General features: G+C 62.2%; 22 protein-coding genes. 6 read left to right on the top strand and 16 right to left on the bottom strand.

The features are described from left to right. Positions 1-7 precede the first annotated feature (7 nt). The gene (locus ABZV44_RS41875; RefSeq protein WP_354849712.1) at positions 8-343 is read right to left on the bottom strand and encodes a PaaI family thioesterase; all 336 of its coding nucleotides are present in this window, start codon (positions 341-343) and stop codon (positions 8-10) included. A 901-nt stretch (positions 344-1,244) separates the two neighbouring features. On the opposite strand from ABZV44_RS41875, the gene ABZV44_RS41870 reads away from it, so the two are divergent. Further along, positions 1,245-1,616 carry an alpha/beta fold hydrolase gene (locus ABZV44_RS41870; RefSeq protein ID WP_354849710.1) on the top strand — a complete coding sequence of 124 codons (372 nt, stop codon included), beginning with the start codon at positions 1,245-1,247 and terminating at the stop codon, positions 1,614-1,616. A gap of 143 nt (positions 1,617-1,759) precedes the next feature. After that, positions 1,760-1,990, top strand: a complete 231-nt coding sequence (locus ABZV44_RS41865; protein ID WP_354849708.1) for a hypothetical protein — start codon at positions 1,760-1,762, stop codon at positions 1,988-1,990. A 126-nt stretch (positions 1,991-2,116) separates the two neighbouring features. Here ABZV44_RS41865 and ABZV44_RS41860 read toward each other — a convergent pair whose 3' ends face one another. The 13 genes from ABZV44_RS41860 to ABZV44_RS41800 all read right to left on the bottom strand — a co-directional run bounded on the left by ABZV44_RS41860 (position 2,117) and on the right by ABZV44_RS41800 (position 16,168). Then, the gene (locus ABZV44_RS41860) at positions 2,117-2,791 is read right to left on the bottom strand and encodes a hypothetical protein (protein WP_354849705.1); all 675 of its coding nucleotides are present in this window, start codon (positions 2,789-2,791) and stop codon (positions 2,117-2,119) included. 57 nt (positions 2,792-2,848) lie between these two features. Next, complete coding sequence (locus ABZV44_RS41855) at positions 2,849-3,805, bottom strand: MlaD family protein (RefSeq protein WP_354849702.1); 957 nt, start codon at positions 3,803-3,805, stop codon at positions 2,849-2,851. Beyond that, positions 3,802-4,806 (bottom strand): MlaD family protein, encoded by a 1,005-nt coding sequence (locus ABZV44_RS41850; protein WP_354849699.1) that lies wholly within the window; start codon positions 4,804-4,806, stop codon positions 3,802-3,804. Before ABZV44_RS41850 ends, ABZV44_RS41855 begins: the two co-directional genes overlap by 4 nt. Continuing rightward, positions 4,806-5,903 (bottom strand): MlaD family protein, encoded by a 1,098-nt coding sequence (locus tag ABZV44_RS41845; protein ID WP_354849781.1) that lies wholly within the window; start codon positions 5,901-5,903, stop codon positions 4,806-4,808. The genes ABZV44_RS41850 and ABZV44_RS41845 overlap by 1 nt, the downstream gene beginning before the upstream one ends. Continuing rightward, positions 5,903-6,913 (bottom strand): MlaD family protein, encoded by a 1,011-nt coding sequence (locus ABZV44_RS41840; protein ID WP_354849697.1) that lies wholly within the window; start codon positions 6,911-6,913, stop codon positions 5,903-5,905. Before ABZV44_RS41840 ends, ABZV44_RS41845 begins: the two co-directional genes overlap by 1 nt. Then, the gene (locus ABZV44_RS41835; RefSeq protein WP_354849695.1) at positions 6,910-7,923 is read right to left on the bottom strand and encodes an MlaD family protein; all 1,014 of its coding nucleotides are present in this window, start codon (positions 7,921-7,923) and stop codon (positions 6,910-6,912) included. The genes ABZV44_RS41840 and ABZV44_RS41835 overlap by 4 nt, the downstream gene beginning before the upstream one ends. After that, the gene (locus ABZV44_RS41830) at positions 7,920-9,005 is read right to left on the bottom strand and encodes an Mce family protein (protein ID WP_354849692.1); all 1,086 of its coding nucleotides are present in this window, start codon (positions 9,003-9,005) and stop codon (positions 7,920-7,922) included. Before ABZV44_RS41830 ends, ABZV44_RS41835 begins: the two co-directional genes overlap by 4 nt. A gap of 4 nt (positions 9,006-9,009) precedes the next feature. Continuing rightward, positions 9,010-9,876 carry an ABC transporter permease gene (locus ABZV44_RS41825; protein WP_354849689.1) on the bottom strand — a complete coding sequence of 289 codons (867 nt, stop codon included), beginning with the start codon at positions 9,874-9,876 and terminating at the stop codon, positions 9,010-9,012. 3 nt (positions 9,877-9,879) lie between these two features. Further along, positions 9,880-10,764: an ABC transporter permease gene (locus tag ABZV44_RS41820; RefSeq protein WP_354849687.1), complete on the bottom strand. Its 885-nt coding sequence runs from the start codon at positions 10,762-10,764 to the stop codon at positions 9,880-9,882. 517 nt (positions 10,765-11,281) lie between these two features. Continuing rightward, entirely contained in the window at positions 11,282-12,271 is a 990-nt protein-coding gene (locus tag ABZV44_RS41815) for an ABC transporter ATP-binding protein (RefSeq protein ID WP_354849684.1), read from the bottom strand. Positions 12,272-12,745: 474 nt separating this feature from the next. Continuing rightward, on the bottom strand, positions 12,746-13,594 hold the full coding sequence (locus ABZV44_RS41810; RefSeq protein WP_354849681.1) for an enoyl-CoA hydratase-related protein: 849 nt from the start codon (positions 13,592-13,594) through the stop codon (positions 12,746-12,748). After that, positions 13,591-15,108, bottom strand: coding sequence for a class I adenylate-forming enzyme family protein (locus ABZV44_RS41805; protein WP_354849678.1), 1,518 nt, complete (start codon positions 15,106-15,108; stop codon positions 13,591-13,593). The genes ABZV44_RS41810 and ABZV44_RS41805 overlap by 4 nt, the downstream gene beginning before the upstream one ends. Positions 15,109-15,205: 97 nt before the next feature. After that, the gene (locus ABZV44_RS41800; protein WP_354849675.1) at positions 15,206-16,168 is read right to left on the bottom strand and encodes a PDR/VanB family oxidoreductase; all 963 of its coding nucleotides are present in this window, start codon (positions 16,166-16,168) and stop codon (positions 15,206-15,208) included. 194 nt (positions 16,169-16,362) lie between these two features. On the opposite strand from ABZV44_RS41800, the gene ABZV44_RS41795 reads away from it, so the two are divergent. Then, positions 16,363-17,115 carry a glucose 1-dehydrogenase gene (locus ABZV44_RS41795; protein ID WP_354849672.1) on the top strand — a complete coding sequence of 251 codons (753 nt, stop codon included), beginning with the start codon at positions 16,363-16,365 and terminating at the stop codon, positions 17,113-17,115. Positions 17,116-17,209: 94 nt separating this feature from the next. Next, on the top strand, positions 17,210-17,863 hold the full coding sequence (locus ABZV44_RS41790; protein WP_354849669.1) for a TetR family transcriptional regulator: 654 nt from the start codon (positions 17,210-17,212) through the stop codon (positions 17,861-17,863). Positions 17,864-17,873: 10 nt separating this feature from the next. Here ABZV44_RS41790 and ABZV44_RS41785 read toward each other — a convergent pair whose 3' ends face one another. Beyond that, positions 17,874-18,872 (bottom strand): GNAT family N-acetyltransferase, encoded by a 999-nt coding sequence (locus ABZV44_RS41785; RefSeq protein ID WP_354849666.1) that lies wholly within the window; start codon positions 18,870-18,872, stop codon positions 17,874-17,876. 137 nt (positions 18,873-19,009) lie between these two features. On the opposite strand from ABZV44_RS41785, the gene ABZV44_RS41780 reads away from it, so the two are divergent. Both ABZV44_RS41780 and ABZV44_RS41775 read left to right on the top strand, forming a co-directional pair. After that, the gene (locus tag ABZV44_RS41780) at positions 19,010-20,179 is read left to right on the top strand and encodes an SRPBCC family protein (protein WP_354849663.1); all 1,170 of its coding nucleotides are present in this window, start codon (positions 19,010-19,012) and stop codon (positions 20,177-20,179) included. A 33-nt stretch (positions 20,180-20,212) separates the two neighbouring features. Next, on the top strand, positions 20,213-21,364 hold the full coding sequence (locus tag ABZV44_RS41775) for an acyl-CoA dehydrogenase family protein (protein WP_354849660.1): 1,152 nt from the start codon (positions 20,213-20,215) through the stop codon (positions 21,362-21,364). A 236-nt stretch (positions 21,365-21,600) separates the two neighbouring features. Here the strand turns inward: ABZV44_RS41775 and ABZV44_RS41770 are convergent, their stop codons facing one another. Beyond that, positions 21,601-24,054 (bottom strand): CoA transferase, encoded by a 2,454-nt coding sequence (locus tag ABZV44_RS41770; protein WP_354849657.1) that lies wholly within the window; start codon positions 24,052-24,054, stop codon positions 21,601-21,603. Positions 24,055-24,068: the final 14 nt, after the last annotated feature.

Raw genomic sequence — 24,068 nt, 5'->3', positions numbered from 1 at the left:
GGAAGGGTCAGGACAACAGCCGATAGGTAATAGTCGCCGCGGCGCACGCGATCTGGTCATCTCTGCGGATCTCGACGTGCGCGGTCGCACCACGCCGCGTCGTATGCGCAAGATCGACTACCAGTCGCATCGATTCACCGACGGGCAGAGGTCGCAAGTACACGACATGCATGGAAGACGGATAGAACACCAAATCGTCGGTGTCGAGAGCGTGGGCACCCGCCGCCTCCATCAGCCACACGGCAACTCCGCCATGCAGATGACTGACCGGGTTGCACAGATCGAGGGGTAGCTCGATCGGCTGCAGCCACCGACGATCGGGCCCACTGAACGCGTCGAGCATTTCACTTGCCGTTCGCGAAAGCGGTTGCGGAGACGTGCGCGCGCCTTGCCGACGCCCACCTGCCGGTCCATTGGACTGGAACTGCAACCGGGTTAGGCCGGTCAAAAGAACCGAGCCATCATGACCAACGATCGTTCCTGTGCCGACCCCATGGTCTTCACCGATATGGACGGTGCCGGCGCGAGAGCGCAACTGTCCGGTTCGGATAGCGGACCCACTGCAGAACTGCAGCACTGTCTCGGTGGTAACGGCGGAACCGACCGAGCGCGGTGCAGCTGCATACACACTGTGTCCGAACGTAACATCCGCGAGGACCCCCAGGGCTCCAGGTCGGACGCGGCCACGACCATCGACCATCCACGGACCGGCCGTCATCAACCCGATGGACTGACTCGGATTCGCTGACAAGGCATCGACATGGAACATCGCTTCCGGTCCACCCGGCGCGTACTCCGGCCGTGCCGCGTCACCGACCAGACCCGAGTCCCCGCCAGAACCTTGCGCTGACGCAACAGATCTCCCGTTGTCCAACACAGCTCCCTTCTTCAGAAAATCTATCATTACTAGATTTTCCGAAAGATTAACCGACAGTTACGATCAGATGCGCGACGGCAAAGCAGCTGGTCTAAGCATCAAACCTGGAAACTTGGCCAATCCGACCCCAGCCCGACGACGTCATCGGTAAGATCCAAAAACTAATCATGATAGTTAAAAACGCTCAGAGCAACCCTCGACCTCTCGTAGGATGAGTCGAGCGGCAGCGATCGCAACGACTGTCGCCGCCAACCTTCGCAGCTTTCGGCTCCGCCGAGGCTGCGCCGGGATACGGCCCGCCTCAAGGTGACTGGCGTTCGGCCGTGTGGCATATTCCGTGCAAGACCCGGAGGCACTTCCTATCGGGATGAACAACTATGGATGCGCGCCCAGCCCCGCACACCCACGGCCGATCGTGCTGATCAACGGCGCGCTCCTCAACAAGTACGCAAACTGGGCAATGCTTTCGCCGCTGCTGACAGCACAGGGCTATTGCGTGTTCGGGCTCGACTACGGAGGATCTTCCCCCGGCCCGTTCCACCAGACCGGAAACTTGAGGGACGCGGCGGCCGAGATCGGACAGTTCGTACAGGGTGTACTCCAGTCGACGGGCGCCAGTCAGGTCGACCTGGTCGGTTACTCCGAGGGCGGGATGGTTGCGCTGTACTACCTCAACGTTCTCGGAGGTGACAGCCAGGTCAATACGAAGGTCGCGTTGGACTCGCCTGTGCGGGGATGAGCGGCTACGGAATCCTGCGTTGGATTTCGATGCTGCCGGGAGGCTCACAGTCGCTGGGACTGGCTCTTCCCGCGGCGGTCGACGGTACTGTCGGATCGAAATTCATCGCTGACATGTCAGCGAACGGCTTCACTCGCCCCAGAGTGCGATACGTAGCGATCACCTCGCTCACCGATCTGGTCGTGGACCCGCAGGAGGCGCTGTTGCCCGCCGCCGACAACGTGTCCAACGTCCTGGTCCAAGATACGTGCGCCGAAGATCATGTGTTCCACGGCTCGGTCATCTATGACGACATCACCCTCGGGTTGGTCGCGAATGCTTTGGATCCGGCGACAGCGGTGACGCCACCGTGTCATCCGGTGCTACCCGGCTGAACAAACCGCGACGGCTGCTATCTCGTCCTTCTCGGATACCCGAAAGCAGCCAGCAGGCAATAGACCTCTCGGCCCCAGCAAGATTTGAAGGGTGGTCGCTTCGGCTGTGACGACCACCCCTCGTGATCAGCGCGGCGCGGGTGCGCCGGCGAGGGCTCCGATTCCCCCGATGTCGGTGATGGTCCACTGATTGTGGCTGTCGAGCGTGAGCTGGTAAGTCGCGGTCGACTGAATTCCGTCCGGGGCTTGGCTGTTCTTGGTCAGTACACTCACGAAGCAATCGACGGTGTAGACACCGTTGTTCTGGGATCGGACCTTTGCAGCGATCGGTTTGGCGGTCGAAACCCACTGCAACGGCGTAATAATCTGCTCCATCGAAGTCGCGGCCTGCATCAACCGCGTCGACAACTCGGGACTGGTGCCTTTCGTCAGTCGTGCCCGCCATGAAGCCAGGTCCTGGAAATTCATATCCGCGGCAGCTGTCGCATAATCGATCGCGACCTGCTCGGCATGAGCCGTGTCAGTGCTGGCCACATGCACCGCGTCCAACTCGTTGCTCTTGTCGTGAAGAAGCCACCCGAAGATGCCACAGGCCACGACGACCGCGACGATCAGCAACGAGACCAACATGGTCTTCACACTGATCGAAGATTGCCCTGCGGTACGTCCGCGAGACAATGCAACCGAGACGAACGACGCTCGAGGGCGAGTATCGGAACTCTGAGCGGTGGTAACACTGTCGTCGACAGACTCTGCGGCGGTATCGGGATCGGTATCGACGATCGTCGAAGTACGGGACATGATTGCCTTCTTCGGACATGAGGGTGGAATCGAACGCGTGAGGTACTGGATCGGAGGTCAATTGCCCGGTTGACGCACGTGAATGGTGATTGCGTCGCCGGAATCCGCCGCGGCGAGGGCGTTGTCGAGGAACTGGCCGATGTTCACGGTGGCCAGGGCCTCGGCGCCAGCGCGGACACTAGGCAGTAGGTCCACCCCCAATTTGTGCAGGTCCCCGGACGACTTGTCCAGGAACTGTTGCAACTGGTCGATCAGCGGTGCTGCACCATCTTCGATGCTCGTCAGCGGACCAAACGAGGCAGCGGAGTAGATCCCGCTGAGAACGTTGTTGAATCCTGAGCCGAACGCGGTCAGGATCGGCGCCGCCTGTCCCAGATCCGCAGGCACGCTGCCGGTGTTCTGCAACAGTGGCTGCAACTTGGTCAGCAATTGAGTCAGGTTGCCCGACTGCGTGGTCAATGTCTTGGCAAGCAGTTCACCCGCCCGTGACAGATCGCCCAAGACCCACGAATCGTCCGGCAAGGCGGTGTCGATCGTTTGGAAAATCTCGCGGATGTGCGCAGGGTCGACCTGCTCCAGCATCTTGGTCAAACGCGTTGACAGCTCCTGAAAGCTGGTCGGGACCGCGACCTGCGACGGAGGAACAGTAGCGCCATCAGCCAGGTAGGGTCCGGCTGCCTCTGTGGGCAGCACAGCGACGTAGGCCTCCCCCAGCGCCGAGAGGTTGTCCACTCGGAACCTGCTGTTCGACGGGATCCGCTGCGAATCGTCGTACCGCCAAGCGATTTCGGCCTGTCCGGCCCTCGCCCGGATAGCGGTCACGTTCCCGATAGCCACACCACGAAGCAGCACTCGTGAACCCACCACCAAACCGTTGGTGTCAGGGACCGCCATCGTGGCTGTCCTCGAATGCTCCAGGGCCGCAGTATTCAGACCGATGTGGTCCAGATACGCGAACGACAATGCCGAAATCACGAGCATGCCGGCGACAGAAAAGAGCGTCTTGGGGTTCATTTCACAGCTCCCAGCATGCGCAACACGTTCTCGACATCACTGACGATCTGATCGCCCTGCGGCCCTTGGATCGATCGAATGTCGACCGACGGATTCTGCGCGAACGGGACGACCGTCGATCGCAGGAAGTCCGACAGCTTGTCCGCGGTGCTCGGCCCGCTGTCCCATAGGGATCGGATCATGGCGCCGTCGTCCGCCAAGGAGTTCAGCATCGGCACCATCCACATGCCGCCCTCATAGACGCTGCCGACCGAAGGCAGGATCTGACTGATGTAGGAGACGATGTTGACTGCCACCCGACGCCAATAGTGTTCGGCCGGTTGGGAAAACATCTCAGACAGACTCTGAGATCTACTGTCTACCGAGACGGCGGTGGCATTGAACCCATCGAGCAGACGATCGACCTTGCTCGTGTCCCCGGCCAGATCGCCCAGATCGGTAGCAACGACGCTGGCGAGTCTTTGAACGTCCGCCGGCTGCGGCATCACCGAGTTGAGCCCGCCCATGGTGTTCTCGATTCGCTGGATACTGCCGCCGTTGATGAACAGCGCCAACACCGCCATCGTGTCTTCGAGCTGCGGAGGGGAGCTGGTCTGGGCGACCGGAACACTGCCGCCGGGCTGCAGATACGGTCCACCGGTGATCTCTCCGTGGTCCAGCGCGATGTAGGTGTCGCCGAGCAATGTGTTCTGCCGGATTACTGCCCGGACCGAGGTCGGTACGTTGGTGCCTCCCTTGAGATGCGCGGTTACGGTGACCGAACTGTCGTGCACCGACAAGGCACTGACCTCGCCAACACGCAGGCCGTCCATCATCACATCTGCGCCGGTCGGCAGGTTCATGGCACTGGCGAACTGCAGGACCACCTCGTAACCCGCGCCGACCCCACCCCGCATGGAAGGCAGATCATCGGGACCGACCGAGCATCCGCTGACGGCGAGCAAACCACATCCCAAGGCGGCAGAGCCGAGCCGCATCTTCCATCCGGTGATGTACCGCATCATCGACCCTTCCCGAGCGCCATGTTCAGCAGTCCGTCCGCGGTAACCTCGGCTCGGCCCTGCGCGAGCGAACAGCTGCCCGGTACAACAGCGTTGGCTGCATCACACAGTTGCGTGGGGGCTGGAGCATCGACTTGGACGGTCGGCGGCTGATAGTCGATCGTCACCGCGCCGTTGTCCCGGGATTGCTGACGCATCAATGCCGCGACGGAAGGAATCGAGTCGATCAAGTTCGCGATATCTCCAGAACGACTTGCCGCCAGGTGAATCGCATCGACGACCGGCCCTTGGAGAATTGGCCATAAATCACTGCCGTAATTGACCTGCACGTCATGCAGGACGTTGACGAGCCACCCGATTCCGATACAGGTGTCCACCACGCCTGGCCAGAGATCGATGCCGGCGGCGACGACGCCCGGCAATTGATCCAGAAGCGGTCCGATCTGCGACCAATGTTGCAGCGCGTCGTCGGTCAGTGGCGCCATGTTGAGGATGATCGATCCCAGATCAGCCACGATCTTGTCTGGACTGGCGGCGGCCGCGGACGCGTTGAGCATCAACGTCCGCGCGTTGTCACCCTGCCCGCGCAGGGCAGCGTCCATACCTGCGACCGCGTTCTGGAAGCTTTGCTTACCTTTGTCGGGACTGAGCGCATCGATGAAATCGGCTGCGGATCCGGCGATTTCGGAGATGCTCTTCGGAGTGAAGGAGCGTTGCGGCGAAACACATTGCCCGGCAACGAGTTCCGGACCCTGCTTGTAATTTCCGACCAGCTCCAGACTCCGGTCGGCCAGAATCGATTTCGACCGGGTCACCGCCATTACATCCGCGGGGTAGCGACGACCGGCGTCGAGTGAGAACTTCACCTCGACATAGCCCCCCTTGGACTGGATCTGGTCGATCCGCCCGACCTGCAATCCCATCTGGGTGACGGGATTGCCCGCGTACAGACCCACCGCATCGGGCATTTGTGCGCAGAACCCATTACGCGAACTCGAGCTCGTGATCGTGTCGAACACAGTGAACCCGGTGCCGGCGGCGACCGCGGCGGCCACGACGACGCTGGTTGCGATCCGCTGTTTTCTGGTCACCTTCATCAGCACGTCCGTCCTGGTAGTGGGATGCACAGCCCCGAAGCCAACACCGTGCCGCCGGAGATCGCCGCCATCCCTTCAGGGGTCAGCCATGCTTGCAGGCGTGCCCGCAGCCCCTGAAGGTTGTCGATCGCCGGACCCATCGTGGTGTTCAGATCCTCGATCGACTTCTTGACCTGATTGACAGCGGCGAGAACCTCGTTCTTGTGGTCGAGATAGAATTTGATCACCGGCTGTACACGCATGAGGACGTCGCCCAACAGCCGGTACGCTTCGTTGAACCCCACATGCACGTTGTTATAGGTCGACAATACGATATCGATCTGGCGAATCAGATCGAAGACAAATTCGCGGTTGGCGTTGAACGAATCCAAATACTCCGAGGCAAGATCGGTTATCTGCTCAATCTGGTCATGCTGGCGTGCCATCACGGTCGCGATACTGTTCATTCCCGCGATCAATGACCCGATCGATGCGGAATTGTGCTGCAACGCCTGTGCGACCTGATCGATGTTAGCGTCCGCCGTTGCCCCGTCGACCTTGTCGGTGACATGCGGTGCGGCCTGGAGGACGTCACCGATCGAATACGGCACACTCACGTGGTCCTCGGGTATGGTCCGCGATCCCAGCGTATCGGCGCCGAGCGGTATGACGGTTACGGCGTAACCGCCGACGGGGGTCAGCATGCGTACCTCGACACGCGAATCACTGCCGATGAACGTGTCGTCCGAGACTCGAGCCTGCACGCGCACTGTGCCCGGGGTCAGTGAGATCTGCGTGATCTTGCCAACCGTGATGCCCGCGACACGCACCTCTTGCCCGGTCGAGAGGGCGGAGGCGTCGGTGGTTTCGAACGAGATGGTGCGCTGTCCGACCGGGTGGGTGTAGAGCAAAGTGGTTGCGCCGAGTACTACCACCGCGGTCGTCAGAACTCCCGCGCCGAGCAAGACCTCATTGTCGATGAAGCCGCGCAGAATACCTGGTCGGCGGCGGTGCGCGACCGGTTTGATCATTGGCCGTTGCATACCACGACCTCACTGCCGTTGAGCAAGACTCTGACCTCCGTGGGGAGAGTGGCCACACCATTGCTGCACTGCATCGCGCCCTTCGCCGAGGACATCTGGGGAAGTTGCATGCCAGCGAACGTCACCGGCAGCAGACGGAAAGCCTGAGCCGCCTGATTCAGAGAGGCGAAAGCCTGGGTGAACAGCTGGTCGAAATCCAGGTCACGGTTGATACCGAGCTCGATCAGCAGGCGATGGACCGGGGTGAGGAACTCCGGTCCCAGGGCGGCGGTTTTCGGGAACTCGTCCAGCACCGTCATGGCCTTGGCTATCGGGAAACTCAGCGACCGCAGGAACTCCATCACTTGCGGAGACCGTCCACCCATTGCATCCGAAATCCGCGCCATGTTGGCGGTGAGCGTGGAGATCACCTGCTCACGGTCGTGAGCCAGGTCGGCCAGTTTCTGGACGCTGTCGAGCATAGGGGTCAAACCGGACCCGTCGCCCTGCAGCACGGTGATCGCATTCTGCATGAACGTATTCACCTCGTCGGTGTTCATAGTGCTCAGCACCGGTTGAAGGCCGTTGAAAAGCTGAGTGATGTCGAACGACGCACGCGTCTGATTCACTCGGACGAGATCGACAGACTTTCCGGGCCGATCCGACTCCTGAAAGTCGATATACCGAATACCGGTGAGGTTCTGATACTTCACCGCAAGCACGGTGTTGTCGTGAAGCTGATGGGGCTTCTCCAGGCTGAACTTCACCACCGCGGTGCTGACGCCGTTCCGGTGGACGAGATCGATCGCTTGAACCTTGCCCACCCGTACGCCCTTGTCGCGGACATCGCCGTTCACGTGCAGGCCCGAGACATCACTGAACTCGGCGGTGAACGTAGTCGTGGAGCCGGTTACCGGGTTCTTGATGGCGTTCAAGATGATCGAGAAGAGCAGCACGGCTGCCAGCGCGGCTACACCCAGCTTCATGAGCGTGGTGAGCATTTTCATCCGCGGGTTCACCGGTCCCCCTCCGTAGGCAGGGCCGGCACACCTGTCAGCGCCAGCGGCGCGGCGATCATCGGCAGTGCATCAAGTACCAGCCGCAGGTTGAGCGTGGTCCGACCACCTGATTGGGTGAAGGCCGCGTTGTATCGGTCGATCAAGGTGGAGACCTTCGACGGCAGCGCGCCGTTGTCGAGAATATGGGGCATCGCGTCGGTCAGAGCCTGTACGAGTTGTGTAGCCGGAGTGAGTTCGGCGCCATGAGATGCGAGCAGCCGGCCAGCTTTGCCGAACAGGCTGTTCGCCGCCAAGCCCAGCCCCTTGTCCGTCTTGTCCATGAACGCGTCATCGACTCCGGTCGAACCATCGGGGCGGCGGTTGTACTGGCTGTCATACACGCCGACGAGAGTGTCGATTGCCTGGCCGCTGAAGGCCGGAAGCACACCGAGAATGTCGTCGACGTAGCCCAGTAGCTCGGTAGGCAGGGCCACCTGCGTCGCCGCCACACGGTCGGCGAAGACGATGCCCGATTGGATGAGGGGTGTCAGACCGTCGGTGTACTGGACTACCTTGTTCAGCGAATCGATCATCGACTGCGTAAGGGTTCCGTCCACCGCGGTGGATCCCTTTTCCAACATCGTCGACATGGTGAAGTCGCCGATCGGAGTCTTCGTCAGTGCGCGTCCCGCGACCAGTGACGCTCCCCCGGGCCTTTCCATCAGCCCCACCGCAGAGATGCCGAAGTAGTTCTGAGGTTGGAAGTCCACGTCGAACGCGTCGGTAAGGCCGACGATGTCCTGGCTGTTCAGCCGAATACTCATCCGGACAGTTGACGCCGTTGTTCGCTGCAGTGCGGTGACTTCACCGACCTCCACTCCGTGGAGCATGACCTTGGTCCCGGTACCGACTCCCGGACCGACATAGGGGACGTCGATACTCAGCGGAAGGCCCGACGGCGTCTCGAACCGGGGCACCACCCAGACCATGCCGGCCACAACCAGGGCAGTCGTTACGATCACGATGATTGCCGCCACCGTAAGGACACGTTCTTGATGAGTGTCACTGCCGCGAAGAAAATCTTGGTTTCGAATTTTGGCCATCGACCTATCCTTTGAAGACCAGCAGTGGACTCAGGCCCCAGATCGCGACTGTCATAGCGAAGTTGAGGACTACGATCGCGACGAGACTCGCCCGAATCGCACGGCCTGATGCCGCCCCGACACCGGCCGGCCCCCCACTCGCGAAATAGCCGTAGTAGCAATGGATCAGCGTCACGACGGCGCAGAAGATCACAGCCTTGATAACCGAAGCGAACAGGTCCGGCCAGCTCAGAAATTGAGCGAAGTAGTGGTCGTAGGTTCCTTTGGGCTGCCCATCGAACGTCTTCACGATGATGCCGCCGGTGAAGAAGGCAATTACCAGTGCCATCAGGTAGCCAGGAATGACCACCAGCATGCCCCCGATCAACCGCGTACCGACCACGAACGGCAGAGCTCGCAGGCCCATGGACTCGGTTGCGTCGATCTCCTCGGAGATACGCATGGCGCCGATCTCGGCAGTCATGCGGCAACCCGCCTGCGCGGCGAATCCGATACCGGTGATGATCGGCGCGATGACACGAAGGTTTCCGAAGGATCCGATGATTCCGGTGAGCGCACCGAATCCGAGCAGGTCCAGCGCCATATAGGCTTCGATCGCGACGACCGCGCCGACCGCGACGCCCAGGAAGAACATCAGACTGACCACGCCGCCGTCAACGATGAGCGACCCGCTACCCCAGGCCATATTGTTCATGGTCTTGAAGGTCTGTTTGCGGTAGTGGCGGACGGTGGAGGGCAGCAGCGTGATGGTTCTCAGCGTGAAGACTGTCACCTGCCCCAGCTCGGAGAATATTGAGGAGAACCCTCTGCCGACTGCCCGGATCGGGCGTGCGAGAGCTATTGGGGAGCGGTAATTCGACGGAGCGCTCATCAGTTATGCCAATCGTGCCGGGAAGAACATCATCTGCAACTGACTGACCAGCAGATTCGTCATGAAAATGCAAAAAACACTCAGTACGACCGATGCGTTGACGGCATTGGCCACGCCTTTGGGGCCACCCTTCGCCTCCAGTCCTCGAAGACTTGCGATCAGCACGACGATCGCAGCGAAGATCAAGGTCTTGAGCACTGAGAATGCCAAGTCGACTGGGGTGGCGAATGCACCGAAAGATTGCCAGAAGCTGCCTGGCACCACGCCATTCACATTCGCCGATATCAAAAGGCCTGCGAAGACTCCGGCGGCCACGATGATTATGCAGAGAACCGGCGCGATCGTGATCATGGCGAGAAAGCGCGGCATTACGAGGCGTTCGACAGGGTCGACACCCATCACGCGCATCGCGTCGATCTCCTCACGGATCGAACGCGCACCGAGGTCGGAGGCGATCGCCGATGCAGCCGCACCACTCATCAGCAATCCGGCCGCCATCGGCGCGCCCTGGCCGACCACTCCCAGCCCACTGGCTGCTCCTGCCAGCGAGTTCGCGCCGACCTGGTTCATGATCCCGCCGACCTGAACAGAAACCTCGGCCCCGATCGGAATGGCCATCAAAAGCGCCGGCAGTGCGGTCACCTTCAGCAACGTCCACATCTGGTCGACCAACTCTTGCGCAGGCATGCGACCGCGGACGATATCGATGACCGAATAACGCAGGACCTCGGCGGTCAGATGCGCCGAACGCCCCAACGTGGCCAAGCTTTGCCTGGGTGCACGCCGCAGATATGCAGTGAGATTGTTTGCCCATCGTGTCGGGCTCGCAATCTTTTCATCGCCGCTAGTGTCGAGCTCGGAGCCAACAGGCTGACTGGAGGTGGACACGGGTAATTTAGTTATGGTCATCCGCAGTAACTTCCCGGTGCGCAATGGATGTCTGCCGCTGGGGAATATGCACCCTGCGGATAATCAGCGCGGAGGGGCCGGCCGGAACGAAGCTGCGGAATATTCGACAGCTCCCACCCGCCTCTTCGCATGGCGTCCGATCCCGCTCCGGCGGCGGGTCTCTGAAAATGGACTGCCAGGCCGGCGGCCGGAATTTCCCTCGGCTTCCTTGCCGGTGTGACCACCGACGGAGATTCAGAGGAGGCAACCATCAACCTACCTGCCATTTCGGAGCCATTGCCTTCGAGCTTCATTGTTCGATACTCCGTCTTCACCAGACCGCATCATCAAGAACGAGAAGGGAATACGAGCCACTTCTTCGGCGCCGCGCCAGAGACGATTCGCATGTGACGCGCGTCTCCTGGTATTCCCTACGTGGTGTGGCTCACTTTTAACATACTTCATACTATGAAGGACGTCAATCGTAATTTGTAAAACAGCCCGGGTTGGGCCACCCTCAGCCAACCGCCAGCTCATTGAGATCAGCCTCGATCGCATCCCGAGCCTCGGGCGGTAGCTCGTGCAGCACGGCGCGTACACGTTCGAGTCTCCGAGCGACCGCCTGGCGCGCGGGCATGCCCGGCTGCGCCCGCATCTGCGGGATGATGCCCTCGATCTCCTCCGCGCCACCGGCGTGGTGACCCGAGTCGAACATGGCCTGCTCGCGGGCCATCTGGGCTTCGTCCTTCTCCTCGGACATACCGATCGGGCCCTGCATGCGGCCGTTGAGGAACTGCTTGACCACCGGCTCCTCCGAGGTCAGCAGCACCTCGCGGGGGCCGAACATGACCAGGTTGCGGCGGAACAGCATGCCGATGTTGTCCGGCACGCTACGGGCCAGGTTGATGTTGTGCGTGACGATCAGGATCGTCGCGTCGATCTGCGCGTTGATATCGATCAACAGCTGCGAAAGATAGGTGGTGCGAACCGGATCCAGACCCGAGTCCGGCTCGTCGACCAGGATGATCTGCGGGTCCAGCACCAGCGCACGGGCCAGGCCGGCACGCTTGCGCATACCACCGGAGATCTCACCGGGCAGCTTGCCCTCGGCGCCGAGCAGACCGGTCAGCTCGAGCTTCTCCATGACGATCTTCTTGATCTCGGATTCGCTCTTCTTGGTGTGCTCGCGCAACGGGAAGGCCGTGTTGTCGAACAGGTTCATCGACCCGAACAGCGCGCCGTCCTGGAACAGGACACCGAACAGCTTGCGGATCTCGTAGAGATCCTTGTTCGAGCAGGTGGTGATGTCGGTGCCGTCGATGTAGATCGAGCCCTTCTCCGGGCGCAGCAGACCGATCAACGACTTCAGGAAGACCGACTTACCGGTACCGGACGGGCCGAGCAATGCGCTGACTTCCCCCGGCGGCAGCGTCAGCGTGACGTCCTGCCAAATACGCTGCGAACCAAAGGATTTAGTCGCCCCTTCGGTTCTGATCTCTATCCCCACGTTCTTCTCCTTCACCAGGGCAGGGCAGGTGTGGACCAAACGATGTCCACACCCGATTCGCCGGCGTGGCGCGAACACGCCACGAGCACTGCAGACGGCGACACGCTCCCGAACACGCATCCGAGGCAAAACCGAAACAGACATGTTACAAACAACGTCTTATGTCAGACGTTAGACGGATCACATTGCGTGGCGCAAGAAAATGCCGTGATTTCTTCAGCGAAGAAGGCGAAGAAGGCGAAGCTCGCTGTGATGTCACGCAGTCCAGTGCAGACCAGCAGGGCATTGCGACCTGGCTCGACCGGTGGCGTTCGGTAGGCCGGAGGACTGTACGTCCAGGCGAAGTGTGCCACTCGCGAGGTTTGCGAAGATGGCCGATTTTCGGATGCCACCCGTGGGTCGGCGGCGATCAGCACGACGCAACGCAGCGGACCGATAGCCATACGGCTATCGGTCCGCTGCGTTGCGATGCTGTCAGTCGAACAAGGAAGGCAGTCCGGATGAGACTGTCTCGCGGAATTCCGGCGGTCGTTTGTCGACGAACGCGGCAATGCCCTCACGAACGTCGGCGGATTTTCCCCTGATCGCGATCCCGAGCGACTCGGCTCGGTGTGCGTCCTCAGGTCCAGCGTCGCCGAGCATTCGCCACAGGAGCTGGCGAGTCAGTGCCACCGACACCGGGGCCGTGCCCTCGATCAGCGATCGCGCTATCTCGACGGCGCGTGGCACCAGCCGGTCGGCGGGAACGACCTCATGGACCAGTCGCCGGTCCAAGGCCTCGTCGATCTCGACCATCCGGCCACTCAACGTCCACTCCAAGGCCGTACTGATTCCAACGATCCGCGGTAGGAACCACGATGAGCACGCCTCGGGCACCAACCCACGGCGAGTGAACACGAATCCGAATCGCGCGGTGTCGGCGGCGATCCGGATATCCGCGGGCAGAGTGCTGGTGACACCGACCCCGACCGCAGGACCGTTGATCGCCGCGACGACAGGCTTGAGCGACCGGTAAATTCTCAACGCCACCTCTCCCCCGACGTCGGCCGGCACGTGCCCGCTGCCGAGATCGGCAGCGGTGGCGAACGTGTCCGCACCTGCCGATAGATCCGCGCCGGCGCAGAATGCCCGCCCAGAACCAGTCAGCACCACTGCCCGGACATCGTCGTCGCCGTCGCAGGTGTCGAAGGCACTGAGAAGTTGATCGCGCATCGTCAAGTTGAAGGCATTGAGACGGTCCGGACGGTGCAGTCGCAGGACAGCGATCTTGCCGATGTGCTCGGTCAAGACCACCTTGTCGATGGCCACGTGTTCAGTGCTCATCGGAGCTTCTCGTAGTTGTCGGCGACATCCTTGTACTGAGCACGGATCTGGGTCTTGGCCAGTTTGCCGCTGGGGAGCCGCGGCAGCGGGTCGTCGCGCAGTACGACGTAGCGCGGAACTTTGTAGTCCGCGACGAGTTCGCGGCAGTGATCGATGATCCGGGCCTCATCGACCTGGGCAGTGGCCTTCACGATCGCGGCCGGTGTCTCACCGAAGCGTTCGTCGCGTGCGGCTATCACGGCGACCTCCTCGACACCGTCGAGTTGGCCGATGACACGTTCGAGTTCAACAGGTGAGATGTTGATTCCGCCTGTGATGATGAGGTCCTTCAACCGATCCACGAACTGCAATCGACCATCAGCATCCTGGCGGCCGAGATCACCGCTTCGCAGCCACCCGTCTGCCAGCGCCTGCGCCGTCGAGCTCGGATCGTTCCAGTAGCCCGGCGTCACCCCCGGCCCCCGTAGCCAGATCTCGCCCTCCACTCCGGGTTCAGCACGGCGGCCGTCCTCACCGACAACCTGGATCTCGGTGAAAATGGATCCTGAACCGCACCATTCCGGATAGTCGCCCGCCTCTTCTACGACCGTCGCTGTCGCTACTCCGCCAGCCTCGGTCATACCGTAGATCTGACGCAGGGCGACCCCCTTCTTCCCCCAGCGTTCGAGCAGCGCCCGCGGCACCGCGGCACCGCCGACGATCGCCGTCCGCAGCGCGCTCAGATCGGCATCCTCGAATTCGGGCGCCGTCGAGATCGCTTCGAAGATCAGCGGAACACCGAACAACGCCTGCACCTCATGCTCGGCCAGCAGTTTGGCAGCACGTCCCGGCTTGAACTCGGGTTCGATCACAATCGTGCCGCCGAGAACCACGGTCATCAGCAGACCCCAGACCAAGCCAGGCGTGAAGACCAGCGGTAGCACCAGCAGGGTTGTCGTCCCCGGTCGCAGACCCTCCTCGACCAGCGATGCCTCGAACACGATGCTCAAGAGAGTTCGATTCGTGCAGACGACGCCCTTGGACAGGCCTGTCGAGCCACTGGTGAACAGCAGCGCGGTCGGCGCGTCCGGAGGGAGATCGATGCGGAAGTCATCGATTCCGCCCTCTCGCAAAGCCTCGAGCTCCGGAAAGCCGATGTGGTCGAAGGGCTCGCCCAAAGCGACCGTCTGTTCGACCACCTCGGCGAACTCCGACGGGACCAACGCCAGGCGAGCACCTGCGTCATCCATGACCTTGCGCAGTTCGGCCGGCTTCAAACGAGGATTCAACGGCACCAGCACGCCGCCGGACTTCAGCACGCCCAGTGCGAGGACCGGCCAGATCAACGAGTTGGGCCCGAGGAGTCCTACCCTGTCCCCAGGATTGACCCCGCGCTCGATCAAACGCCGGGCCACCTGGCTGGACCAGTCTTGCAACTGCCTGTACGACAGTTCCTCACCGTCGACGACGAGGGCGGCTTGATCCCCTTTTACTCGCGCCCACCAACTCAAGGCAGATCCGATTGTCGCTGCCATGTTCTCCTCAACTTCCTTGTTGCATCCAGCGGACGCCAGAGAATCGCGAGGGCGTGATACCCATCACTCTTTATCTAATGACCGTAGTTTAAGTGAGTCAAAGGTCCAGCACCAGTCGTGATCCGAGACATCTCGAGACACATGTCATCATCACGTCACCGGCCGCTCGCTCATCGTCGGTGAGCACCGAGTCGCGGTGATCGGGAGTCCCGGATACGACCGCCACCTCACAAGTACCGCAGGTGCCCTCGCGACAGGAGTACTCGACTGCCACCCCTGCCTGCTCGAGCGCATCGAGCACGCTCTCGCCGGCCCGCACGCGCACGACATCTCCCGAGCGCGCCAACTCGACGTCGAACTCCCCCGAAGGCTGATCCGCCGGAGCCTGCCGCGGAGAGAACCTCTCGACATGCAACGAGAGAAGCGGCCGCGCGCAGGTAGCCTCCTCAACCGCCCGCAGGAGCGGTTCGGGACCGCAGCAGTACACGGCTGTCCCCGCAGGCACGTCCTCCACCGCCGCGACCACGTCGAGCAGCCCGAACTCGTCCTGCGGGTGAATCACGACTTTGTCGCCGTACGAATCCTGAAGGTCGTCCACGAAGGCCATCGACGCGCGAGTACGCCCGCCGTACAGCAGTTTCCAGGGTGCACCCACGGACACAACCTGGGCGATCATCGGCTTGATCGGCGTGATACCGATGCCGCCGGCAATGAACAGGTACGACGATGCTTCCCCGAGGGCGAAATGGTTTCGCGGACCGCCGATTTCGAGGCTGTCACCCACTTCGAGCTTGTCGTGAACCCAGATCGAACCGCCACGGCCATCACCCTCACGTAGCACCGCGACAGTCAACGACTCATGACTGTCGACAGCACCACAAAGCGAGTATTGGCGAGTCAATCCCTCCGCGAGATTCAGATCGATGTGCGCGCCGGGCTCCCACGCCGGGACCTCGCGGCCATCCGGATCAACGAGGCGCACAGCCACGACATCCCTGGCCACCTCCGACTTGGCTGCCACGCGCATGCAACGCACGCCCGAGCCGTTCTTCGCGCCCATGCGGCACCCCTTCCACGAGTTCGAGCATCGAACTGGTGCTGTAAACCTTATGGCATTAGATTTACATAACGCAAGTACGTGGCCGTTCATCTTCATTGGGCGACAATAGTGCTGTTTCAAATCTATACGTGTTAGATGAAGACAGGAGTGATGAGATGCCCCAGTCCAGCGGTGAACTCCCCACCGGCGGAGTGATGAACCGGTTCCGCCTCGACGGCAAGGTCGCGGTGGTGACAGGCGGCGGCAGCGGCCTGGGCGCGGGATTCGCACTGGCTCTGTCGGAAGCAGGAGCCGACGTCGTTATCGCCGGCCGCCGGCGGGCACCGCTGGACGAGGTCGCCCATCGTGTGCGCGCCGCGGGCGGACGTTGTGAGCCGGTTCCTACGGATGTCACCGACCCAGCAGAATGCGATGTTCTGGTCCTGGCAGCCATGTCGCGGTTCGGGCGCCTGGACATACTCGTCAACAACGCCGGTGTCAGTCACGTCGCACCTGCGATCCATGAGCGACCTTCCGACTTCAGAGCCGTAGTGGACATCAATCTGATGGGGGCGTACTGGATGGCACAGGCCGCAGCGCGGGCAATGGAACCCGGATCAGCGATCGTCAACGTCGCCAGCATGCTCGGTCTGATCAAGTCCGCCCTGCCTCAAGCGGCCTACGCGGCCAGCAAGGCCGGCCTGATCGCCCTGACTCGCGATCTCGCGAACCAGTGGTCCGGTCGACGTGGAATCCGGGTGAACGCTATCGCACCGGGATTCGTCGAGACCGACATGATCGCCGACCTGCCTCCGGCCACACTCGATCAGTTCCTGCTCGGCTGCCCGCTGGGCCGCCCCGGGCAGCAACGCGAGATCGACGGCGCTGTGGTGTTCCTTGCCAGCGATGCGGCTTCCTACATCACCGGTTCCACACTCGCGGTGGATGGAGGCACATCCGGACACTGACCGGGGACGCTGCCGCGATCATCAGGTGCAGGCGGTTAGGATTATCTCAAACCACTAGGTTTACACACCTGCCGCTATCTCTGAAAGTGTGTCTATGCCACGACCGTCCAAGCCGTTGATCAGTCGCTCCGTCGCGGTAGCCGCGGCGCTCGAGATCATCGACACCGAAGGGCTGGAATCGTTCAGCTTGCCGCGCCTGGCAAAGCACATCGGGGTTCAGGCCCCCTCGCTGTACTACCACTTCGCCGACAAATCCGAACTTATGGCAGCAGTGGCTACACAGGTGATCGGCGAAGCGGCGCTGCCTCGACGCAAGCCCGGCCCCGACTGGGCCGAGTACTTCGTAACGCTGGGCCTCAACTTTCGTCAGGCCATCTTGAGGCACCGCAACGCCGCACCGGTTCTATTGGAAGCGCTTCCCCGCACGGTGCTGCTGCGTCGCTACGAAGACGCAGCCCAGTTCCTGACCGCCTCGGGAGTACCGACGGGGTTGCACGTACAAATTCTCGACGGTATGGAGAGGCTGGCGCTGGGCGCGGTACTCACCGAAGCCGTCCGCGCTCCCAGTAGCCGTGCAACGATCTTTCCGAACGTCGACCCGGTCTCCGAACCTGCGATGGCACAGGCGCTTGCAGCAAACGATCGTTCCTCGAAGCGACTGTACGAGGAGATGATTCGCAGCTTCCTCCACGGCGTCATGAGAGAAGCCGGCAGCATCCCGATCGAGTCGGCGGCTCGATCGGCCTAGCCCCACCTCCTCACAGGTTCTCCGCAGCGAACGCCGGCGGATCGATCCACTCACCGATCTGATAGCAGGCGTGTGCATCCTCTTGCTCGAACGACAGCAGCCGCGACATACGTACAGCGCTGTGATCGGCCGGATCGACCCGCATCAACGCCAATTGCGCTGTCGCGGATTTGAGTTCGTTCAGAGCGCAAGAAGCCAGAAGACTCCCCAAGCCTCCGTCCCGGACGTCAGGAATGACGACCAGGGCCCGAATCCACGCGGTACGCAGTTCCAGATGTTCGACCAGCTCCGGATCGAACCATACGAATCCCACCGCCCGTCCCGACACCGAGGCGATCAGCACCTGGCCCTGCCGTTCCGCGAGGTCACCGATCAGCTGCTCGAACTGCGTGTGTGTCCGTCCAGCCCGTACGAGTACCCGTCCTACGCTGTCCTGCGCTTGCGTGTCCTGAACATCGATCGGTCCTTCGAGCATCACACCACCGGGTGTGGGCGCCTGCACGATCGGTGCCGCGAACGGACCGGTCAAGTGACGCAGCAGGGTCCACAATCTCGCGACGGGCCTCACATCGACCCGGCGAGTCAATCGTTCCGAGGCCGGATGGCTGCCGTAGGCCCAGCATCGCAGGGAGGTGGCTCCGGTGTCGCACCACCCGTTCGGGGCCTGCACATCCAGGCCCAGCTCCTCGACCAGCAGAGTCGAGACTCCTCGGGCTCGATAGCCGGGGCGGACGGCGTACTTGATCGTGCCCTGCCCACGCGTGTCGATCGACAGATGCAGGTACGCCACCATGACCAGGGGCGCGTCCGCGGCGACACTCAGATCCTTGCGGGCCTTCACCGGCAGATGCCAGACGGTCTCACCAGGTCTCGACACCGAATCCACATCCGTACGACCGATTGCGGCGAAGCCGGCCTCCTGGTCGTAGCGTGCGGCTTCCTCGACGAGCGCATCAGCCTCCGCGCGATCCCTCGGGTCCAGCTGCTTCTGCCACGCGTAACTGATCATGGGCGTGATCTCCTCCTGCCGTTTACAGCTAAATCTACATGAGTTAGATTTAGGTGGGTAAATAAACAGTTCAGAACCATAACCCTAACCGCCCGAAGACGCTGTCGGGCTTCGTTGGACCGCACTGGAGGCACTCCATGACCGAGGTCGGCATTCCGCGTGAAGAACGCATTCGCCGTGCACTGACTCACCTACGCAACGACACCACCGACGAGTTCGGCCAGATCACCTGGTTCGCGCCGGAGGAGTTCACCGATCCTGCGATCGCCAAGAACGAGCGCGACCTGATCTTCGGGCGTGTGCCTTCGATCGTCGCGCATGGCTCGGAGATTCCCCGCGCAGGCGACTTCTTCACGCTGCAGATGCCCCGCAACAACATCATCGTCGTGCGCCAGCGCGACGGTGGAGTCAAGGCGCTCGTCAACCTGTGCCGCCACCGCGGCGCCCTGGTGGAGAAGGAGGACAAAGGCCGGTGCCGGTTGTTCTCGTGCCCCTATCACCGGTGGTCCTACGACCTCGACGGCAGCCTGCGCACCATCACCCGCGACAACACCTTCGGTGATCCTGACCGCTCGACACTGGGCCTGGTGGAATTGCCGACCGAGGAACGACACGGCTTCATCTGGGTCGTCGACAACGCTGATGCGGAGATCGATGTCGCCGCGTGGCTGGGACCGGAGATGGACGCGATCTTGGCTTCCTACAATCTGGGGCCGAAGATCTGTGTGCAGGCCGAGGGCTTCGACGAACCCGTGAACTGGAAGATCATGCAGGACGCGTTCCTGGACGGCTATCACATCCAGTACGCCCACCCCAACACCGCGGCCAAGCACATCCACACCAATGTCATGGCCTTCGACGATTTCGGACGCCACTGCCGGTTCATCGCCCCGCGCAAGTCGATCGATCGATGGATCGAAGAGGAGCCCGGGGAGCGCAGCCTGGCGAACGATGTGACAGAAACCCATTTCCTTCTGCCCAACAGCACCTTGCTGCGTCAGCCCGACCACTTCCAGCTGCTGACTTTCCGCCCCCACCCGAGCGATCCCCAGCGCAGCCGGATGGAGATGCGCCTGATCGTCCCCCCGGTGGAAGAGACGGAGATGACCGAGGAGAAGTGGACTCGCCTGTGGGCCAAGAATTGGCAGATCCTGCTCGACGTCCTGCACGCGGAAGACTTTCCGCTACTGCGTGATTCGCAGCGCGGGATGGTCAGTGCCAGCGCGGGACGGATGGTGTTGGGGCAGAACGAGGTAGCCAACCAGGTCTTCCGCCGCGAGACCACCAAGCTGCTAACGCAGCCCTGATCTGTCAGCAACAGCAATACCAGGAGAACCGCATTGCATACCGATCTCTTCGAATCCGACCACGTACTCTTCGGGCAGGCCGTTCGCGGCTTTGTCGACCGGCACGTCGTCCCCAACATGGAACGGTGGGATCACGATCGCTTGATCGATCGTGACACGTGGAAGGCGGCGGGCGCTCAGGGCTTGCTCGGGCTCTCGGTGCCCGAGGAGTTCGGAGGCCCCGGCGTAACCGACTACCGATTCCGTGTGGTGATCCAGTCCGAGATCGCGCGGGTGGGAGCCTCGGCGCTGCAGTCGGGTTTCTCCACCAACGACGACATCGTGTTGAACTACCTACTGCGCCACGCGGATCCGACTCAGCGCAAGCGGTGGCTGCCCGGTTTCGTCACCGGTGAGACGATCGGTGCCATCGCGATGACCGAGCCGGGGGCCGGCAGTGATCTGCGGGCGATCCAAACCTCCGCGATCGCTACCGAGGACGGGTGGGTCCTCAACGGCACCAAGACGTTCATCACCAGTGGTGTCCTGGCAGATCTGGTGATCGTCTTCGCGGTAACCGATCGCGCTGCCGGATCACGTGGCTTCAGTCTGTTCGTCGTCGAGGACGGCACACCCGGATTCAGCCGTGGGCGCAAGCTCGACAAGGTCGGTCTGCACGCGCAGGACACCGCTGAGTTGTTCTTCGACAATGTGCACGTCCCTCGAGACAACCTTTTGGGAGAGATCGGTGGCGGCTTCACATATCTCATGCAGAGCCTGCCACTGGAGCGGCTCGGGATCGGGGTCGCGGCCCAGGTGTCAGCCGAGGCCGTGCTCGGTTGGACACTCGACTATGTCAAACAGCGACGTGCGTTCGGCAAAGCCGTGGCCGAATTCCAGGGCGTCGGTTTCACATTGGCGGAGCTGGCCACGGCGGTGGAGGTCTCCCGGGCATACATCGATCGATGCGTTCGAGCCTTCAACGCCGGAACTCTGTCCGCGGTCGATGCCGCCAAGGCCAAGCTGTGGGCAACGGAGTTGCAGGGCAAGGTAATCGACGCTGGTGTGCAGCTCCACGGCGGATACGGCTACATGATGGAATACCCGGTCGCGAAGGCCTTCCTCGATGCGCGGATTCAGCGGATCTACGGAGGTACCAACGAGATCATGCGTGAGATCATTCACCGCGATCTTCTGCGCGCCTGATCATCACGCTATTTCAGTGCGGCTTTGGGTCTGCGCGTCGTCAGGACGCGCAGGCATCCGAGTTCGGGTGACCGGTCCTAACTGTGGGGTCCTCGACCAGTGCGGTCGATCACCCCGCAGCGGTACAGGGCACCGACGCCATCGGCTGCGGCCCGGTCGACCCAGTACCGCAGAACCTGATGTGGGGCCCGACCGATGGCATTCGGTCGAGCCCCACACGTGTGAGACGGGGTCTATCAGGTACCAGCTCTGCGGGTCGTCACGGATTCGCGTGACAGCCGCTCGGACTTGTCTGCTGTCACCGGCGGCAGCTGCAGGGCGCCGGCGTCGACCAACTGGCTGATGGATCGTTCACTCATGCCCAGCAGCTGTCGGCAAACCTCGACGGTGTGCTCACCCGCGAGCGGCGCCGGTCGTATCGGACGCTGTGGGATGTTGCTGAAATGAGCGACCTGCGCAGGACCAGGCAGCGGCGCGGACAACTGTGGATGGTGAATGGGGGTGTAGGCACCCCGAGCGATCAGCTGCGGATCGGTCAATAGGTCCGGTAGTCGCTGCATCGCTCCAGCGGCAACCCCGACTTCTTGGAGGGCCCGCATCGCTTCGCGAGGGTCGTTGGCGCGCAGCCACTCTCGCAAGGGTCGCTCGGCTGCCTCACGATGCTCGAGTCGCAGACTCGTCGTCGCGAGCGTCGGGTCCTGACCGAGCTGCGGAACATCTATCAGGGCACACAATTGCCGCCACTGCTCGTCGCTGCTCACACTGACCGCACACCACTCGTCATCGCCCGCGCACGGGAACACGCCCGACGGCACGGCGTACGGATCCGCATTGCCCTGGACACTTGCGCTGTCAGGCAGCAGGGACTTCGCGGTGAATTGCACTGCGAGTTGAACCAACGCCGTATCGGATTGAGCGACTTCGATCGCGCTGGCGCTGCCTGTGTGCTCGCGACCGATCAATGCCGCGAGGACGGCTGTTGCTGACACCTGAGCTGCGACATGGTCAGGATAAACGGTCATCCCGTCGCACAGCAGTTCAGGATCGTCGGGGTATCGCCACAACGCCGATACGCCGCACGAGGCTCGCACCAGGGGCCCGTAACCCAGCCTGCGGGCCCAGGGCCCGATGCTGCCGAAAGCGCTGCTCTCGGAAACGATCAAACGCGGGTTCAGCTCCGCCAACCGTTCGTGTGACAAGCCCATTGCCGCCAGTGTGCCCGGTTTGAAATTGGCTAGGAGGATGTCGGATTGGCGCACGAGCTCACAGAATATGCGTATGCCCTCGTCGGTCCGCAGGTCCAGCCCGACACTGCGCTTGTTGCGGTGGCCCCACGCCACAGACGGTGACAAGGCGGTGCCACGCTTGGCCTGACGCAGACCGTCAGGGAAGGCGGCATTTTCGATCTTGATCACGTCGGCGCCGTAGTCGGCCAACTGCCGGCTCAGCTCCGCTCCGAAAACGATCACTCCGAGGTCGAGCACCCTCAGGCCGTCCAGCGGTTGCGCAGAACGGACTTCAGCCGCAGGGCCTTCACGCGTGGGTCGAGCGTCGTCGGATCGAGTCGCCAGGTGTTCGTCGTGTTCACCGATCTGTGGAGCCTGTCGGCGCAGGCCCGCTCGCAGTCCGTCGAATCGGGCGTAACCGGTGGGGACGAGTGCTCGCAGCCCCGGAGCGAGTTCGATTTCGCTCAATGCCCCCGATATCGCGAAGTGCTCGGAGGCCAATACTTCGGCCACCTCGAGTACACCGCCGACCGGCACACCCCGCGCCGCCCCGGCAGCGACCAGATCGTCACGCATCTGGCTGGAGAACAACTGCGCGATCAGTGGGTGAAGACGATCAGCCGCAGCAAAGCGGGCGGGAATGGTGTTGTACTTGGGATCGGCGAACTCGGCAGGCGACCCGAGCCATTCGAACATCGCCTGCCACTGGCGTGGCGCGAGCAGACATATCCGAACGAATCCGTCTGCGCATGCGAACACCGGGTAGAAGTTCGCAGCGGCGGGCCTCCCTCGTGGAAAATCCTCGGAACGACCGGCTGCCGCGGATCCTTGGGTGCCGAACCCGGGGTCGAAACCGTGGACTACCGCTTCGAATGCCGACAAGTCGACGTATTCACCACGGCCGCAGCGCAATTGGTCGAAGTATGCCAACAGCGCCGACCAAGCCGCGTGTACGCCGACTGTTTCTTCGATCAGACCCGTCGGCGGCAGTAGCGGCTCAGCGCCGGGCGATCCTGAACGGGAGAGCACACCGCTGAGCGCATACAAAACCGATTCGCTGGCCGACCAGTTCTTGTAGGGGCCGCTGTGCCCGAACGGCGTAATCGACACCCACACGAGGCGCGGATTCTCAGCGATGAGCTGTTCGGGATTCAAGCCTCGTTCGGCAAGCCATCCGGGCGGGAACGACTCGACGAGGATGTCTGCGTCACGGACCAATTGCCGCAGCCGCTCCGCACCATCAGGTGTAGTCAAATCTGCGGTGAGGCCGAACTTGTTCGCGTTTCGCACCGCGAACGGGATGCTGACGCCTTGATGGCGTGGTTCAGTGTGGCGCGACCGCGACCCTTCGGGCGGCTCGACGCGGTAGACGGCCGCGCCCAGATCACCCAGAAAGCGTCCGCACGATTCCCCGAGCCCGTCGGTCAGATCGAGCACTCGGATGTCCTGCAGGGGAAGTCTCATTGGGAGCTCCGTTC

It is taken from the genome of Nocardia sp. NPDC004860, assembly GCF_040609015.1.
GTDB lineage: Bacteria > Actinomycetota > Actinomycetes > Mycobacteriales > Mycobacteriaceae > Nocardia.
The sequence above is the reverse complement of the archived record's forward strand: the minus strand, read 5'-3'. Positions and strand labels throughout refer to the sequence as shown.